14 protein-coding genes and 1 pseudogene are annotated in these 16,596 nt (G+C 33.7%); 13 read left to right on the top strand and 2 right to left on the bottom strand.

Annotation, left to right across the window (positions count from 1 at the left end):
- The first annotated feature begins 17 nt into the window (after window positions 1-17).
- The 8 genes and pseudogenes from RBB48_RS12170 (at window position 18) to RBB48_RS12135 (ending at window position 9,009) form a co-directional block, all read left to right on the top strand.
- Window positions 18-497, top strand: coding sequence for a GyrI-like domain-containing protein (locus RBB48_RS12170; protein ID WP_097889805.1), 480 nt, complete (start codon window positions 18-20; stop codon window positions 495-497).
- 146 nt (window positions 498-643) lie between these two features.
- Window positions 644-906: pseudogene (locus tag RBB48_RS12165) on the top strand (DUF3963 domain-containing protein).
- A gap of 85 nt (window positions 907-991) precedes the next feature.
- Window positions 992-1,624, top strand: coding sequence for a LysE family translocator (locus tag RBB48_RS12160; RefSeq protein ID WP_097889806.1), 633 nt, complete (start codon window positions 992-994; stop codon window positions 1,622-1,624).
- 560 nt (window positions 1,625-2,184) lie between these two features.
- Complete coding sequence (gene sigI / locus RBB48_RS12155; protein WP_097889807.1) at window positions 2,185-2,907, top strand: RNA polymerase sigma factor SigI; 723 nt, start codon at window positions 2,185-2,187, stop codon at window positions 2,905-2,907.
- The gene (locus tag RBB48_RS12150) at window positions 2,897-4,204 is read left to right on the top strand and encodes an anti-sigma factor domain-containing protein (RefSeq protein ID WP_306007695.1); all 1,308 of its coding nucleotides are present in this window, start codon (window positions 2,897-2,899) and stop codon (window positions 4,202-4,204) included. The genes sigI and RBB48_RS12150 overlap by 11 nt, the downstream gene beginning before the upstream one ends.
- 207 nt (window positions 4,205-4,411) lie before the next feature.
- On the top strand, window positions 4,412-7,759 hold the full coding sequence (locus tag RBB48_RS12145; protein ID WP_097889809.1) for a trifunctional glycoside hydrolase family 18/polysaccharide deacetylase/glycosyltransferase family 2 protein: 3,348 nt from the start codon (window positions 4,412-4,414) through the stop codon (window positions 7,757-7,759).
- A gap of 240 nt (window positions 7,760-7,999) precedes the next feature.
- The gene (locus tag RBB48_RS12140) at window positions 8,000-8,266 is read left to right on the top strand and encodes an ArsR/SmtB family transcription factor (RefSeq protein ID WP_002167922.1); all 267 of its coding nucleotides are present in this window, start codon (window positions 8,000-8,002) and stop codon (window positions 8,264-8,266) included.
- A gap of 362 nt (window positions 8,267-8,628) precedes the next feature.
- Window positions 8,629-9,009, top strand: coding sequence for a hypothetical protein (locus RBB48_RS12135; protein ID WP_097889810.1), 381 nt, complete (start codon window positions 8,629-8,631; stop codon window positions 9,007-9,009).
- A gap of 230 nt (window positions 9,010-9,239) precedes the next feature.
- Here the strand turns inward: RBB48_RS12135 and RBB48_RS12130 are convergent, their stop codons facing one another.
- Window positions 9,240-10,691, bottom strand: a complete 1,452-nt coding sequence (locus RBB48_RS12130) for an FAD-dependent oxidoreductase (protein WP_306007694.1) — start codon at window positions 10,689-10,691, stop codon at window positions 9,240-9,242.
- A 1,102-nt stretch (window positions 10,692-11,793) separates the two neighbouring features.
- Window positions 11,794-12,117, bottom strand: a complete 324-nt coding sequence (locus tag RBB48_RS12125) for a winged helix-turn-helix transcriptional regulator (RefSeq protein ID WP_001072997.1) — start codon at window positions 12,115-12,117, stop codon at window positions 11,794-11,796.
- Window positions 12,118-12,241: 124 nt separating this feature from the next.
- Here RBB48_RS12125 and RBB48_RS12120 point away from each other — a divergent pair, with 124 nt between their 5' ends.
- The 5 genes from RBB48_RS12120 (at window position 12,242) to RBB48_RS12100 (ending at window position 16,587) form a co-directional block, all read left to right on the top strand.
- Complete coding sequence (locus RBB48_RS12120; protein ID WP_141499217.1) at window positions 12,242-12,775, top strand: NAD(P)H-dependent oxidoreductase; 534 nt, start codon at window positions 12,242-12,244, stop codon at window positions 12,773-12,775.
- 133 nt (window positions 12,776-12,908) lie between these two features.
- Entirely contained in the window at window positions 12,909-14,408 is a 1,500-nt protein-coding gene (locus RBB48_RS12115; protein WP_106382893.1) for a class I adenylate-forming enzyme family protein, read from the top strand.
- A gap of 144 nt (window positions 14,409-14,552) precedes the next feature.
- Window positions 14,553-15,116, top strand: coding sequence for a GNAT family N-acetyltransferase (locus tag RBB48_RS12110; RefSeq protein ID WP_088609552.1), 564 nt, complete (start codon window positions 14,553-14,555; stop codon window positions 15,114-15,116).
- Entirely contained in the window at window positions 15,113-15,817 is a 705-nt protein-coding gene (locus tag RBB48_RS12105) for an SDR family NAD(P)-dependent oxidoreductase (RefSeq protein ID WP_088064081.1), read from the top strand. The genes RBB48_RS12110 and RBB48_RS12105 overlap by 4 nt, the downstream gene beginning before the upstream one ends.
- On the top strand, window positions 15,814-16,587 hold the full coding sequence (locus tag RBB48_RS12100) for a GNAT family N-acetyltransferase (protein WP_306007761.1): 774 nt from the start codon (window positions 15,814-15,816) through the stop codon (window positions 16,585-16,587). The genes RBB48_RS12105 and RBB48_RS12100 overlap by 4 nt, the downstream gene beginning before the upstream one ends.
- The last annotated feature ends 9 nt before the right edge of the window (window positions 16,588-16,596 follow it).

Genomic DNA, 16,596 nt, shown 5'->3' with positions numbered 1-16,596 from the left:
GAAGGCAGGTATTGAATATGAAAAATTATACGATTGAAGAAAAAGATAGCTTTATTGTGTTAGGTATTGGAACTGAAATTAAGAGTGACTATACAGACTTTGCTGGAATCAATAAAGAAAAGGAAGACTTTTGGTCGGCTGTTAAAGAAGATGGAAGGCTCGATACTTTAAAAGCTTTAGCTACAAACGAATACATTTTTTCTGTGAGTGAAGCGGTGAATAACAAGATGATGTATTATGCTGGTGTTATGACAGAGGCACAAATAGAAGAAGCATCTAGAGTAATCCAGTTTCCAAAGGGAGAATACTTAGTTGTGAAAGGGGAAGATAAAACGGCTGAAGAGTTAAGTAATAAGCTGACTGGCATCGCCTTTGGTCAAGCTTTACCAGATGCAAAAGATTTTGCTTATGTTGGTGGCCCAAATACAACGGTTGAGATGGGGCAGAGAGACGGTTTAGTATTTGGTGAAATGTGGATTCCAGTTGTTAGGAAGTAAAGTGATAAAAGGTACCAATATGGAAAGTAGGGGCTAACAATCTTGAATTGTTAGCCTTTTTGATATGAATAAAATATTCATATGCTGCTACACATTATGTTCTGGTAAAATGGAATAAAAGGGAATTAATGTAAGGTGGTGGCGGTTTGAATAAAAAAAGGATATTTGAGCTGTTCATAGTAACGTTGGTTTTTCTATTCCTTCATGTAAGTACATTTACTAATGAAAAATTTAACGATAAATTTGGATCCTTTACTTTCATTGTGCTCCTTCTTATGCTTTCTATTTACACTGCATTTATAGAAAAGTATTTTGATGATATACAAAAGGGGATTCGAAATATCACATTTTGTTTTGCTTTGCTTTGTTAGTAGTTGCTGTAGTATCACTATGGCTAGGGTACTTTTAAACCTCTACTTAATGGAACTTTTCTTTCCTCAGTCATGATAAGATTTACAATAGGAAGTTTTATGTAGCATAAAGGGGAAAGATTCATGGTCAGCTTTAGTACTTTGTTAGCCTTTGCAATTGTTTCGCTTAGCATGGTTTGTTCACCGGGGCCTAATATGATTTATCTCATTTCTCGTTCCATTACGCAAGGGCGTATGACAGGATTTATTTCTCTCTTGGGTATTATGCTTGGATTTGTAATTTATATAATCGCAACAATGTTCGGACTGACAGTTTTATTCCTTGCAGTACCCGCTGTCTACGAAGCAGTCAAATGGGCAGGTGCTGCTTACTTGCTTTGGCTTGCCTGGAATTCGATAAAACCGGGTGCTACATCTATTATGGAACCTCGTACTATTTCTAATGAGTCATCACGGAAATTATTTCTAATGGGACTTATGACTCACCTTCTAAATCCAAAGATTGCTATTTTGTATGTGTCACTGTTACCTCAATTTGAAGATCCTGAGAAGGGATCGTTGCTTATACAAGGTGCAGTTTTAGGCCTTACGCAAATCACTGTTAGTTTTATAGTCAACCTTCTAATTGTGTTTACAGCAAGTAAAATTGCTACATGGTTTGGCACACGCCCAACGTGGCTACGAGTGCAACGTTGCCTTATGGCAAGTGTCTTAACGGGTTTTGCTGTACGTCTTGCTTTTGAACGTCGACAGTAGGATTATCTTTAATATTTTGACGATCTTATTGAAATGATTCAAGTTAGTTATAAAAATTAATAAAAGAAAACCATCAATTTGATTAATTTTTTAAAATTGATGGTTTTTATTTTTGAAACAAATATTTATTTTATAGAAAATATTTTTAGACCCCCATAAATTTTGTTGTTCCTTCGAATATGTATAGTGCAGAAAGCAAATAGAAGTAAAAGTACACATCGGATACAGCATTGAAGTATTTATAAAATTGTTAGATTAAATGAGGAAGCCGAAATAAAAGGCTGAAATTACCAGCAATATAGAGAAGAGTTATTTAAAGATTGCAGATAAAATAGAAAAAGAGCAAGCAAAACAATATAAGAAATTAAATGAAAATGCAGACTTAGCTTTTGTATAAATAGAACAGAATAATCATTAAGAAAACGGTGAGAAAAGTCAATCTCGAAAAATATGAGCAACAGCAAAAAGACAAGCTCAAAGAAAAGTACTAACAAAATGTGGTTGAAAGGTCACTTGTTTAGTGACCATTTTGCTATGTGAAGGAGGCTGGGAGATTACAAGTGTTGAGTTTAGTAATGAAGATCTTAAAAAAACCAAAAATAGAAGATATCGTATGTAACATACAAAACAACGGAGAAGATAAGGAAGCTTTTATCGTACAGTATCAGCCGTTTATTAGAAAATCAATCTCGTCTGTCTGCCGTAGATATATTACAGAACAGGATGATGAATATAGTATTGGATTGTTTGCGTTTAATGAAGCAATTGAACAATATTCATATAAAAAAGGGAAATCTTTTCTAGCGTTTGCTGATCTTCTTATAAAAAGAGATGTAATTGACTATATACGCAAGGAGTCTAAGCATAACCTTGTCTTTTTAAAAGAAGATGAGCAAGAGGAAATGTTAGAAATGCAAGTATCGCTTACGGAGTATATGAAAGAGATGGAAAATAGTAACCGTAAGGAGGAAATTCTTCATTTTCAAAGTGTGCTAGCTGAGTTTAAAATCACATTTTCAGAGCTTGCTAAAGAATCTCCTAAGCATCGTGATACGCGTGAGCACTTAATAGAAATTGTGAAGATTATTATAAAAGAAGAGGAAATGATGGAAGAGCTGTTCCGAAAGAAAAAATTACCGCTTAAACATATTGAACCACGTGTTAGAGTAAGTCGTAAAACGTTGGAGCGACATAGAAAATATATCATTGCAATGTGTATTATCTTCGCAAATAACTATACATACATTCTTGATTATATAAGGGGAGGGAAGCATGTTGAATAAAGGAATTGTGATGGATATAAAAAAACATAGCGTAGTTGTTTTAACACCAAATGGAGAGTTTATTACGTGTAATAGAAAAGGGGATTCTTGCATGATTGGAGAGGAAATCTCGTTTGAAGAACAAGAACAAAGAGCATCGCGTTTTTCAATCCCTTATTTCTTAAAGCCGGCATCATTACTTGTTGCTTGTTTTCTATGTGTGCTGTTATTTTTCTACAATCAACCGGAAGAAAAAGTATTTGCTTACGTCTCAGTGGATATAAATCCAAGTTTAGAGGTGAGCGTAACAAAAGATTTTCGTGTTATAGATTTGCAAGCTTGTAATGATGATGGAAGGCGTATTTTAAAAGAATTGAAGCAATGGGAAAACAAACAATTGCAAGACGTAATACGTACGATTATAAAGCAAAGTCAAGAAGATAAGTATTTAACAAATGATAAGCAAGTTATGCTAACAGCTGTTGCAAAGGATAAGTCACTAGCACCAAAGTTGGAAAAGATAATGAAAGAATTAAAGAAAGAATATGAGCTAAAACATATTGCAGTCGAATATCAAAATAGTACGATGCAAGTACGAGAAAATGCTAGAAAAGCTGGAATTGGCACAGGTGTTTATATAAAGAAAGAGAATGAGAAGAATAAATCGCTTACGCCTCCTTCCACGCCGTCTAATCGGGTGGAAAACGAAGAAGAGGTGCAATCGCAGCCGGAGTCATCTCCTGATGTATCACCGAATTGGTCTCCTGTAAAAGAAAAAAAATATGAGAAGCCAGAGCATGAAGAACAAAAGAAAACAGAGGAACAGCCATCTAGGCAAATAAAAGAAAATAATGGACAACAGCAAGGAAACAACAGTAGAGGAGCTCAGCAAGAAAATAGAGGGAATCAACAGGAGAATAACGGAAGAGGGTCGCAACAAGGAAATAATGGGAATCAGCAAGGGAACAACGGAAGAGGATCGCAACAAGGAAATAATGGGAATCAGCAAGGGGATAATGGAAGAGGATCGCAACAAGGGAATAATGGAAATCAGCAAGGGGACAATGGTAGAGAATTGCAACAAGAAAATAATGGGAATCAGCAAGGGAACAACGGAAGAGGATCGCAACAAGGAGATAATGGGAATCAGCAAGGGAACAACGGAAGAGGATCGCAACAAGGGAATAATGGAAATCAGCAAGGGGATAATGGAAAAGGATCGCAGAAAGAAAATGATGGAAATCAACAAGGGAACAATGGGAGGGGGTCTCAACAAGAAAATAGAGGCCACCAACAAGGAAATGAAAAGAAGAATTAATAGAATATGGAAGTGAGAGATTCAATTCAAAGCTAAAAGGATTTATCTCGCTATTGTGGGCAGTAAAACTCCCATCTCTAATTTTGGCTGGGGCAAAGAAGTTAGATGGGAGTTGGGCTGCTTATAAATGCCCAATTGGTGAGGGCTAATTAAAGTTTCACTTTATTATTCTATAGTTCTATTAAGAAGGAGTATGTGAAAAATATAATGGAGAAAAACATTCAACAAGAGAAATGTAAATCAAAACCTATTTTTTATGATCCTAAAGGAAGGAGAAACATAGCTTTTATCTCGTTTCTATGTATCTCAATAGTTAGCGTAAGTATTGTATTTTATTTTTTCTTTCAAAGTATTTTTTCAACACCAGAAATTCCAAATATGAATCCTACTGTAAAACAAGATACGAAACTTGTACCAATTAATCAAAAACTTAGTGGCGAGCAGTTAAAGAAGGAAGAATTCAAACCAAATACCGATATGAAGGGTAATAAAAATTTGGTGAATTCGATGAACGATAGTAAACAACCAAAAGAAGTGTATGGTTTTTATGTAAATTGGGATGAAAATAGTACAGCGTCTTTAAAAGAAAATATCGATTCATTAACGACGTTAGTACCAGAATGGTATCATTTAAAAGAAGATTTAACGATTAGAAGTGAAATAAAACCTGAGATTGTAAAACTAGCAAAAAAAAATCATGTGAAAATTATGCCGTTACTTACTAACTATACAGAAAAAGCTTCTGGCCCTGATAGTGAGCTTATCCATAAGTTACTGAATTCGCCGAATGATGTGAAGACGAAATTTATAAATGATTTAGTAAGCGAAGTTAAAAAGAATCAGTTTTCAGGTATTAATATTGACTTTGAGGCCGTACCTGAAAGCGATAGAGAAAACTTAACAAATTTCATAAAAGAAATTACTACGGTCTTTCATAAACATGATTTGCTCGTTACACAAGATGTTCCAGCTAATGATAAGGCTTTTGATTATGGTGCATTAGCAAAAATAATAGATCGAATGATTGTAATGATGTACGATGAGCATTATGGAGCGGGGGAACCAGGCCCAATTGCTTCAAATAAATGGTTCCAACATACATTAAAAGAACTGAATATTCCGTCTAATAAACTTATAGTTGCTTTCGGTAACTATGGATATGATTGGGAAGTAAATAGTAAAAAACCTGCGAAGTCTTTAACTTTTTCAGAAGTTATGGCAATGGCTCATGATTCCAATATGAAAATTCAATGGGATAACATGAGTGGAAATCCTTATTTTAGATATAAAACAGGAGAGAAAGATCATACTGCTTGGTTCTTAGATAGTGTTACTCTCTATAATCAAGTGAAAATCGCAATGGACAACAATGCTAAAGGGTTTGCATTATGGAGATTAGGAGCAGAAGACCCTACAATATGGAAGGTTTTAAAAAATCCGATTGGGGTACAAAAAAATCCTGATGCATTACATAAAATTACTAGTTTAGATGAAGTGAATTATGCTGGACAAGGTGAAATTTTACAGATTGAGAATGAAAGACAAAATGGGTTGAGAGATTTTAAAATAGGAAAAGATGGTTATCTTACAGATGAAGTATATAGATCATTACCATCTACATACGAAGTGCAACGATATGGAAAACCGAATGGGAAACAAGTAGTATTAACATTTGATGATGGGCCAGACCCGAAATATACACCGGAAATTTTAGATATATTAAAAGAGAATAAAATAAACGCTGTTTTTTTTGTACTTGGTGAAAACGCGCAACTAAATCCTAATATTGTGAAAAGAATATACGATGAAGGGCATGAAATTGGCAATCATACTTTCAAGCATCCTAACGTCGCTGATACGTCTTTACTACGAACAAAATTAGAACTTAATACGACGCAACGTTTAATTCAGGAAATAACTGGACATTCTACGGTTTTATTTAGACCGCCATATGAAGCCGATGCTAACCCAGATTCATCAAATGAAATATTGCCTATTTTGCGTGCACAAAATATGAACTATACAATGGTGGCGGAAAAAGTTGATCCTGAAGACTGGGCAACACCATCAACGAATGAATTAGTAAAGCGTGCTCTTACTCCCATTTATAAGGGAGAGGGAAATATTATTCTTCTCCATGATGCGGGAGGGAATCGTGCCCATACGGTAGAAGCGCTTCCCATTATTATTAAAGAACTTAAAAAAAATGGATATAGTTTTGTAACAATTTCAGATTTAATGAATAAAGAACGAGATGAAATTATGCCTCCTGTTTCTTCTGAAGGAAAGCAATATTTACTTTACAATAAAGCTGTCTTTTCAGGAGCGGGATACTTTAAACATATATTAACAATTATTTTTTATATTGCTATTGGATTAGGTATTTTCCGATTCTTATTCTTAATTTATTTTGCATGGAAGCAGAAAAGAAAAACGCTATCTCGTTGCACGCATTCGTCCTATCAACCTTTTGTTAGTGTTGTCATAGCGGCATATAACGAAGAAAAGGTTATAGCTAAGACGATTCGCTCAATTTTGGATAGTCATTATAAAGAATTTGAAGTTATAGTTGTGGATGACGGATCGAAAGATGATACGTCAAAAGTAATGCAAGAAACATTTAATAAACACCCTAAAGTACGTTTAATCCAGAAAGAAAACGGTGGGAAATCATCAGCAATGAATTTAGGGTTTCAACACTCACGAGGAGAAATCATTGTTACGTTAGACGCGGATACAATTATTGCACAAGACGCTATTTCTTTAATGGTTAGACACTTTGAAGATCATAATGTTGCAGCAGTTTCAGGTAATGTCAAAGTAGGTAATAGACGTAACTTGTTAACTACTTGGCAACATGTTGAGTATATTACCGGGTTTAATTTAGAACGTAGAGCTTTTGATGAGTTAAATTGTATTACAGTAGTTCCAGGAGCTATTGGGGCATGGCGTAAAAAGAATGTAGTTGAATCTGGATATTTAAGTGAGGATACGTTAGCAGAAGATACGGATCTTACTATTACATTTTTACGTCAAGGGTATAGAATTGTATATGAAGAAAGCGCGTATGCTTATACGGAGTCACCTGAAGATGTGAAAAGTCTCATTAAACAACGATATCGTTGGTCATATGGTACACTCCAATGTCTTTGGAAACACCGAAAAGCATTGTTTCATTCACAGCATAAAACATTAGGGTTTATTGCATTGCCTAACATGTGGTTATTCCAATATGTTTTGCAATTCATTGCTCCTTTAGCAGATATATTAATGATTATGGGGCTATTTAGTAGTAATCCACTAAAAGTTTTAGGGTTTTATTTTGTATTTTTTTTAATGGATCTATTCGCATCTTTATTTGCATTTAAATTAGAAGAAGAGAATCCGAAACCACTAGCATGGTTAATTTTACAACGCTTTATTTATCGTCAATTTATGACTTATGTTGTCATTAAATCTATATTCTCATCAATTCGAGGAGTAGCGGTAGGGTGGAATAAATTAAAGAGAATGGGGAGTGTTAAACATTCCACGGAACATAAGGAGGCATCATAAGAGGGCAGTTTACCTGCTCTCTTTTTTCAGTGGTTTTAGTAAGTAATATGTAATATAAAGCCTTCGCTTCCATAACAAAATTCCTAATCATTACTGATAGTGAGACGTTATGTTAAGACACTCCTTGAATTTCGGGAAAAATTTTTTTATTTTTTTTAAAATGACGGACATAAAATCGTATATCCTTTCGAATTATATATATGGATATCATTAATGTTTATATAAAAGGGGAGAAAAAATATGAAAGAAATGTATGAAGAAATCACTGAAGTATTGAAGGTATTAGCACATCCTGTCCGTTTATCATTAGTAAAAATAATGCTTGCAAAAGGTCCTATTAACGTAACGACAATGTATGAAACATTACAAATGCCTCAAAGTACAATTAGTCAACATTTATCTAAACTAAAAGCTACTAAAGTCGTTACAGGTACTCGGAAAGGATTAGAAATTTATTATGAGGTAACTGACAATCGCACAAAATCAATATTAGCATGTTTAGTTTAAATACTGATTGTCTAGACATTAAGAAGAGGATGCTAAAGTAATTGTGTGACTACAATTTTTAAGATTTTATACAAAAGTAATATGTATAAGTGTATGTGATTTTCTTACTAACATAAGTTGTATGTAGACTGGTTATTAATTTGTTATACATCTTAGTTAGATTATTTTATTTATTTAATAATATTGTATGATCTTCACCTTGTTAAAATTAACAAGGTGAAGGATTATTTATGTACACATGAAATATTTTATAAAGAGTACGACTTTACTCCAAAGTTACATTTTTAGTTTTTTATCTATAGATCTAATACTAAAGGGAAAATAACTGAAATATAAATGTAATTGAAAGGAGTGGAGTAACAATGGAGGTAAGCCTTTTTTTAGGATTTTTTTGGGGGTGGATAACGGTTATCATCTCAGGAATACTTTTTGTGCGACCATCTATACTACGTGAACTGAAAAGATTAGTGGTAGAAGACAGAGGATTTGGAATTATGTATGGCTTTCTATCAATTTTCCTAGGATTAGGTACTGTTATTCTACATAATGTTTGGGAACTTAATTGGCAGGGACTCATTACACTTATTGCATGGCTCGCACTATTAAAAGGGATTTATGTAATTGCATATCCTGAACCATCCAAGAAAACCGATTTCGAAGTAAGGGTACTATCTACTCGTATAGTGCTTGCTATCCTTGGTGCTTTATCTTTATGGATGCTTATCATACTTTATATGAAATAGAGACAAATATTTTTGATCATGGGAGTATGTAGGTGGGGAGTTTTGGGTAGTCCTTTGGAACGGGATTTTATAGTTAACTGTAAGTGTAGTGTTTCTTCCGTTGTAGATATGTTTTTATAAATAGTGAGATGGGCAAAACGAAGAGAGTCCTAAATAAATAGGATTCTTTTCGTTTTATAAAAGTGAATTTATCTTGTATCACTAATACAATTGATAATCATTTTTCTGGACTATTCGTAGTTATTTACCTTGTTATACTCAATGTCGGCTATGTGACCATCCGGTCGAATCAAAACGGTATCTATATTTTTTAACTTGGAATCTTGTATTTCTCCTATTATCACTTTTATGTGTGAATCAATATTTATTTTATTTATCTTATCTATATAAGAAGGGTGTATTAATAAGATAAATTTACCATCCTGCATTAATTCAAAGAGTTTATAACTTTTCTTATTTAGAGAAGAAATAGTGAGATTTGTACATCTTTTTCCTATCAATGGATGCCTTTCTGTATCGTGCATCGATGAATACATTATTCCTAAGCCACTTACTCTTTCAGATAAATCGTGATTTATCTCGGGGTATGTAAGTAGGTGCGAAAATAAACCCCTTAATTCCATTCCTGCGTTTGAAAAGTTTATCATTAATTGTTCTTGCGCTTGTACTTCCTTGAAAAATTGTTTTCCCACAGCATGTCTTTCAATATGATAACTTTCTAATAGGCGTTCATATTTTTTTTGTTTTATTGCGAGTCCTAATTTCCAGCCTATATTAAAAGCATCTTGTAGACCTACATTCAAACCTTGTCCTCCAGCAGGGAAATGAATATGTGCTGCATCCCCTGCTAAGAATACACGCTTATGTTGATAAGTATTTGCTAGTTTGGTTGCATTGCCAAAACGAGAAAGCCATATTGTGCTCTTAATTTGAAGATGTTCACCTGTAATACTATAAATACTATCTATAAACTCTTTTTCTGTAACAGCAACATGAACAGGTATTGTCTGATTCTTAGGATCAACAATTGCAAAACGAAATACATCAGTTGTAATAGGTACCATCATTAATATTCCATTTATATTAGAAGTAGATAAAAATGGAGTATCTGGTATATCTTCTAAAATAACATCACCTAATATAGCAGTAGTTGTTGTGTTTGTTCCATTAAACGGTATATTTGATAACTCACGAACTATACTTCTTGCTCCATCAGCTCCTATTACATATGGAACTTCTATTTTATATATTGTTTCTCTTTGTTCTATTTCTAGTTGTACAAATGTTTCATATTGTTTTAAGTCTTTCACAGTATGCCCGCGTTTAATGACTACACCTAATTCTAATGCACGTTCTTCTAATATTTCTTCTGTAATAGATTGGGGAATAAAAAGTGTATACGGAAAATCAGTATTTAAATTTTTAAAGTTTAATCTTGTATCTAAGGCAGCAAAATGACTTGTATTTAATTTCTTTCCTCTAGCTAAAAATCGATCTGCAATACCTCTCATAGCCATCAATTCTAAGGAGCGGGGGTGTAGTGTGAGTGCTCTAGAATTTCGTACCCGGTCTAATCTTCTCTCTAAAACAACAACTTTTACGCCTTGGATAGCTAATTCACATGCTGCCATAAGTCCAACTGGACCACCACCAACTACCGCTACATCATAATAATTGTCCATATCATGCCCTCCATTTATTTAATTGTTTAAGAGCTAATGTGAAAAATTGTAAATAGATTTATAAATGTTATCTATTGTACATATATAATTATACTTCATTTTGGTTTCCTAGGAAACCAAAATGAAGTTCCTAGGAGAAGTTTACTTAGTAAGTGTGTAGTTAAAGCTATATAGCGTGTCGGCAGCTTCTTCTGCTTGTGATATTTTTGCTAAAAATGCTACTACTGTAGTTCCATATGGGAGTTGTAAAGGTCTTTCTGCTATTCGTAGTTTTAATGAAGTAGTAGTGGTTGTAACTCGACTTCAAATAATTCGCTTTCAATTTCATTAAGTGCATACATTGATACAGGATGTGGAGAGGTATTAGATAAGACTTGTGATGAAAGGAGTTCTCCTGATGAGGAGTAAAATGTAACAAACACTTGTGAAAATGGAGGGACCATAATGATTACACGGTCAGTTTTTTGTAACGTATTAACCAACTCCAAAATAATATAGTTTTATAAAAATCAAAAAACAATAGATAAATATAAAGATATTATTATGGGTACTTTTCCGGTAGTGAATTAAGAAAATTAATAAACTCTTTATTTTATTGTAAATAGTTTAAGAGCACACAAATATGTGTGCTCTTAGAATAGAAAGGTAGTTTTCTATGAGTAGGGAGTCCCCATACAATAAAATATGCTTGTCCAATTTAAATGTGAGAAGTTTTTTATAAAAATTCTATTTGGTAAGTCTATGTGAAAAATCACCTTGTACAGGAACTCTTTGCAAAGTATTTTGTCTGCAGTCATGATTATTAAAGTTGATGAGAGCTGTTATCCGAATAATAAAACCACATCTCAAATTGTTGACTATATGTCTAACAACTAGGATGCGGTTCAATGAATAAAAAGTGTCCGAATAAAATATAAGGTAAAAAGTATAGGATACTTTTGTTATAAAGAGTATTTGTAGATGAATGTTATTGTTTTTTACTTTTGAAAGATTTGGGCTTCTAAATTACGAGTTGTTGGAGTACCTCTAATATAAAATTTCAGTAGAAATATTGAACTACTAATATGAATGTAGAAGATTTAATAAAGACGGTAATGTTCTTTTAGTCATGTAATCTTTTCATTTGATGATCTTTTCCCCATTCACATAGTTCATCCATAATTTGCATTAAAGATTTCCCGTATTCGCTTATTGTGTACTCAACCTTTGGTGGTACTTCTTGATATACAGTACGATGGATAATCCTATCAGCTTCAAGTTGGCGAAGTTGTTGAGTTAGAACTTTTTGCGTAATGTTTGGGATTTCTCGTCGGATTTCGTTTGTTCGCATTTTTCCATCCATCAACACACATAAAATATGAACTTTCCATTTTCCGCCGATTACATCGAGTGTCGTTGCAATTGGGCAGTCTTCATTTTGATTCATATAACACCTCCACAGGTACTTTAAGGTTCCTATAGCACTTTAAAGTACGTACTTTTCAATTATATGTGACTCACTCATACTAATACGTAAAGGATTGAATAATTTAAAAAGGGGATGGAAGATGATGAGAACACTTGTAATTGTAGCACACCCTGATATTGAAAAATCAAAAATTAATAAAAGATGGATCGAAGAACTTGAGAAACATTCGGATGAAATAACGGTGCATGAATTATATAAAGCGGCACCGAATTGGGAGTTTAATATTGAGGAAGAGCAAAAGCTATTAGTAGAACATGACAGATATATATTTCAATTTCCGCTTTATTGGTACAGTTCACCACCATTATTAAAAAAATGGTTTGACGATGTATTAACATATGGATTTGCGTACGGATCAAAAGGAGATAAAGTGAAAGGGAAAGAATTTGGTCTAGCTATTTCTATAGGTGGATTAGAAAAAGACTATAAAAATAGCGGAATTACAATGGATGAGTTAACGAAACCATTTCAAGCTACGTGCTTATATACAGACATGAAATTTATACCTTCATTTTATTTATATGGTGCCGAATATAAATTAAGTGATGAAGAGATTAATAAAAGTGCACCGGAGTATGTGCGCTATGTGATGAATAAGGAGTATTCTAATATATAAGAGGAAATAGCCATTTACTTGTTAAGTAGATGGCTATTTTTATTGATTTTATATTCACTAAGTGTAATCTTTAGTAAATTAATAGTTAATCTGGTAAAATAAAAAACCTAATATATATAAAGGGGAGTTTTACTTGAGAACGATGCAAAAATTATTACAAAAAAGAGCAATGCAATCACCAAATTTGGAAGCGCTTGTAGGGGGAGAGAAAAGGTATTCGTTTCAGCAGTATAATGAACGAGTAAATCAGCTTGCACACTATTTGCTACATAACGGTGTACAAAGAGGGGATCGTATTGGAATACTATGCAAAAATAATCATCCGTTTCCAAGCGTTATGATGGCAAGTTTAAAAATTGGAGCTGTATGTATTCCGCTAAATCATCAGCTTACCGCTTTTGAATTAGAAACGATTGTAAAAGAAGCAAAATTAAAAGTGTTAGTTATTGATGAAGAATTTCATGAAGCTTTAAAGATTGATGCTGTTAAAGAAATTCCTTATGTAATTAAAACGACTGAAGAAGGATTTGGTTCATTTGAATTAACATTACAAGAACAGCCAATGACAGAACCGAATGTAGAAGTTCATGAAGAGGATGATGCGATTTACTTATTTACTTCAGGAACGACCGGACAGGCGAAAGCATGCGTAATTGGACATAAAAACTTACATCATTATTTTGCTGAGATTGCGGGCCAAAGAGAAATTCCTGCAGGTGAGCGCTTTTTATCCGTACATCCATTATTTCATATGAGTGGAGTGCTTTCTATTTTAAATTGTATTTATCATGGTGTTACGATGATCTTTTTAGCTGATTCGAATCCTGCTCTTATTTGGGATAAGATTGAAGAAGAGAAAATTACTACGATGCTTGCGTTCCCAGCTGTTTATAGCTACATGCTTGAGGAGCTAAATAAAAAAGAACGTAACATTTCAACTTTTAAAGTAGCACAAAGTGGTGGTACAAAAGTGCCAGAAACACTTATTCAAAAATATATGGAAAAAGGAATATATATGGTGCAAGGATATGGGAGTACAGAAGGTTGGGTTGTAACTTCATGGCATCCAATGATGGGAAAAGAAAAGATGTCTTCTGTAGGGAAAACTTTGAAACATGTAGAGTTAAAAATTGTTCATCCAGAAACAGGTGATGAACTAACAACAAATGAAGTTGGCGAGATTCATGTAAGAAGTCCATACATGTTTAAAGGGTATTGGAATAATGAAAAGGCGACAAAAAAGGTAGTAAAAGATAATTGGTTTAACATGGGCGATGCTGGCATGATAGATGATGACGGATTCCTGCATATTATGGGAAGATATAAAGACGTTATTATACGCGGTGGTGACAACGTATATCCAGATCAAGTAGAAGATGTTATTCATGAAATACATGGTGTTTTAGAAGTTGCAGTAGTTGGAGTTCCAGATGACTTTTGGGGAGAGATTCCGACAGCGTATATTGTAAAAGATATGCAAACGTCTTTAACGGAAGAAGAAATTATCCGGCATTGTAAAGAGAAACTAGCAAGTTATAAAATACCATACGTTGTATTTATGGACAAATTACCGAAAAATGCTTTAGGGAAAGTGTTGAAGAGGGAATTAAGAGAAGGTGTACTTGTAAAATAAAAAACGATTAGATGATGAGGAATCCAGTTATGTACAAAGCATAACTGGATTTTTGTTTGTAAAGAACATAATAATTTACTAGATTTTGTATTTTGCGTAAGATAATAAAGAATATTCAATCATTAATAAAAGGAAGAGATATAAATGAAGCTACCGTTATTACAAGTAGAGACAGGGAGGCTCATAATCCGTCCGTTCCAAAATGATGATTATGAAAGTTGGTTAGATGGATTTCATAAGAGGCTACCATCGCAGTATAAATATGACGATGGCCATCAAGTTATGGCATCATCAACAAAAGAATGGTTCACGGAATGGATAAGAGGTTTTGATGAAGCAGCAAATCGAGATGAGATGTATGTATTAGGTATTTTTCGTAAAGAAGATGGGGCTAATATTGGGAAGCTAGAGCTTATAAAAATTTTACGTATGGACTATCAATGGGCGATGATGGGGTATTCCATACATAATCAATACTGGAAAAATGGATATGGTATTGAAAGTGTGAAAGCTGCGTTATCGTTATTTTTTAATAGTCTTCATTTCCATAGAATTGAATTACATATACATGTTGATAATGAGCCATCCGTTCGTCTTGCGGAAAGAACAGGTTTTTCACTTGAATGCAAGAGAGAGGCGTTTTCTTTAGAGAATGGTAAATGGATGGACTTTCTTATTTATTTTAAAAATAAGGAGATGGATATATGAGAGTTCTAATTACAGGGGGAAATCGCGGGTTAGGGTTACAGTTAGTAAAAGTATTTCATGAAAATGGGCATATCGTTTATCCGTTAGTTAGAACTGAGGTTGCGGTAACGCAATTGAAGCAAATGTTTAGTTGTAGATGTTTTCCTATATTGGCAGACTTATCACTTGATGAGAGTACGGAGCAGATTAAGAACCAGCTCGAGGGATATACAGAGTATATGGATCTAGTTATAAATAACGCTGGAATTACTGGAAAGGAGACTGAGATTTTACATACAAATTCAGAAGAGTTAACGGACTTATTTAATATTCACTGCTTAGGCGTAATTCGAGCTGTAAAAGGTACATATGTGGCTTTAGCTAAATCGGATCAGCCGAGAATAATAAATATGTCCTCTCGGTTAGGATCACTACATAAAATGGCGAACAAAGAATTTCCGCAAGGTCAGTTCTCATATTCCTATCGAATTGCTAAAGCTGCGCAAAATATGCTAACACTTTGTTTACAACAAGAGTTTGAGAATAAAGGAATTCGTGTAACGGCAATTCACCCAGGAAAATTAAAGACTGATATTGGTGCCTTTGATGCGAATATGACTCCGGCTGAAGGAGCGCAAAATATATATGATTGGGTAATTGATTCAAATGAGGACGTTTCAGGGAAGTTTATTGAGCCAGGTGTGGGGGAATTGAAGTGGTGATATGCGATCTTACAATCATTCAGAATTTAATTGGCCCTTCTAAAAAAGTATTAAATGGCTTGCCAAATGCAGTAACGATTGAAGAGATAGAAGAAGATTTCTTTTATAACGTACAAACATATAAAGAAAAGATAAGTAGATTTGAAGAGATTTGTTTTGACTGGGAGTTAAAAAGAGCGAGTATTGTATTAAATAAAAGGTTTAGTAGTTATAACTCAAGTGTGAGGGTGTTACTTGATGCGGATTTTTCTTTACATGCAGCAAAGATAGAAGTGTGTAGAGAGTTAGACGATGTAGAGGCACTTGAAAAACAATTTACATACCGTTCAATAGAAGAAACTTTATCGGCAAAAGATTTTAAATCCATTTGGGAGCAATGTATGTTGAACTCAGGAAACCAAACTTCAATTTTAAATATTGATGAGCATTTTTATTCAGTGCAAACAGAGTTAGGTAAAGGCTGGGAGAAGTCATGCATTGTTTTTTATGATAAAAATGATCCGATTGGTTTGTCCATACCGCATATAGAGTCTGGAACGGAAAATGAAGGACGATTATTTTACTTTGGGGTAATGCCTCATTATCGCGGGAAAGGAATCTCTTCCCAAATGCATCTTCAATCGTTACATATGTTAAAGGAAATGGGTGCTACTTATTACATCGGAAGTACACATACTTCAAATGAAAAGATGCAGAGGGTATTTTGGAGAAATCGTTGTTCGGTGAAAACGGAGATAGAGCTTTATTATAAAATTTTTAAAGAAGGTTAGGAGAAAAGA

Origin of the sequence: Bacillus sp. MMSF_3353 (assembly GCF_030733445.1) — a bacterium.
GTDB classification, from domain to species: domain Bacteria; phylum Bacillota; class Bacilli; order Bacillales; family Bacillaceae_G; genus Bacillus_A; species Bacillus_A wiedmannii.
Note: the sequence above shows the minus strand (reverse complement) of the source record. Positions and strands in the feature narration are given on the sequence as shown.

What these genes read in the sequence shown, in the direction of transcription:
- RBB48_RS12110 (WP_088609552.1), top strand. Translation starts at nt 14,553, where the DNA reads ATGAAGCTACCGTTATTACAAGTAGAGACAGGGAGGCTCATAATCCGT.
- RBB48_RS12105 (WP_088064081.1), top strand. Translation starts at nt 15,113, where the DNA reads ATGAGAGTTCTAATTACAGGGGGAAATCGCGGGTTAGGGTTACAGTTA.
- RBB48_RS12160 (WP_097889806.1), top strand. Translation starts at nt 992, where the DNA reads ATGGTCAGCTTTAGTACTTTGTTAGCCTTTGCAATTGTTTCGCTTAGC.
- RBB48_RS12140 (WP_002167922.1), top strand. Translation starts at nt 8,000, where the DNA reads ATGAAAGAAATGTATGAAGAAATCACTGAAGTATTGAAGGTATTAGCA.
- RBB48_RS12120 (WP_141499217.1), top strand. Translation starts at nt 12,242, where the DNA reads ATGAGAACACTTGTAATTGTAGCACACCCTGATATTGAAAAATCAAAA.
- RBB48_RS12135 (WP_097889810.1), top strand. Translation starts at nt 8,629, where the DNA reads ATGGAGGTAAGCCTTTTTTTAGGATTTTTTTGGGGGTGGATAACGGTT.
- RBB48_RS12130 (WP_306007694.1), bottom strand. Translation starts at nt 10,691, where the DNA reads ATGGACAATTATTATGATGTAGCGGTAGTTGGTGGTGGTCCAGTTGGA.
- RBB48_RS12150 (WP_306007695.1), top strand. Translation starts at nt 2,897, where the DNA reads ATGTTGAATAAAGGAATTGTGATGGATATAAAAAAACATAGCGTAGTT.
- RBB48_RS12125 (WP_001072997.1), bottom strand. Translation starts at nt 12,117, where the DNA reads ATGAATCAAAATGAAGACTGCCCAATTGCAACGACACTCGATGTAATC.
- RBB48_RS12145 (WP_097889809.1), top strand. Translation starts at nt 4,412, where the DNA reads ATGGAGAAAAACATTCAACAAGAGAAATGTAAATCAAAACCTATTTTT.
- RBB48_RS12170 (WP_097889805.1), top strand. Translation starts at nt 18, where the DNA reads ATGAAAAATTATACGATTGAAGAAAAAGATAGCTTTATTGTGTTAGGT.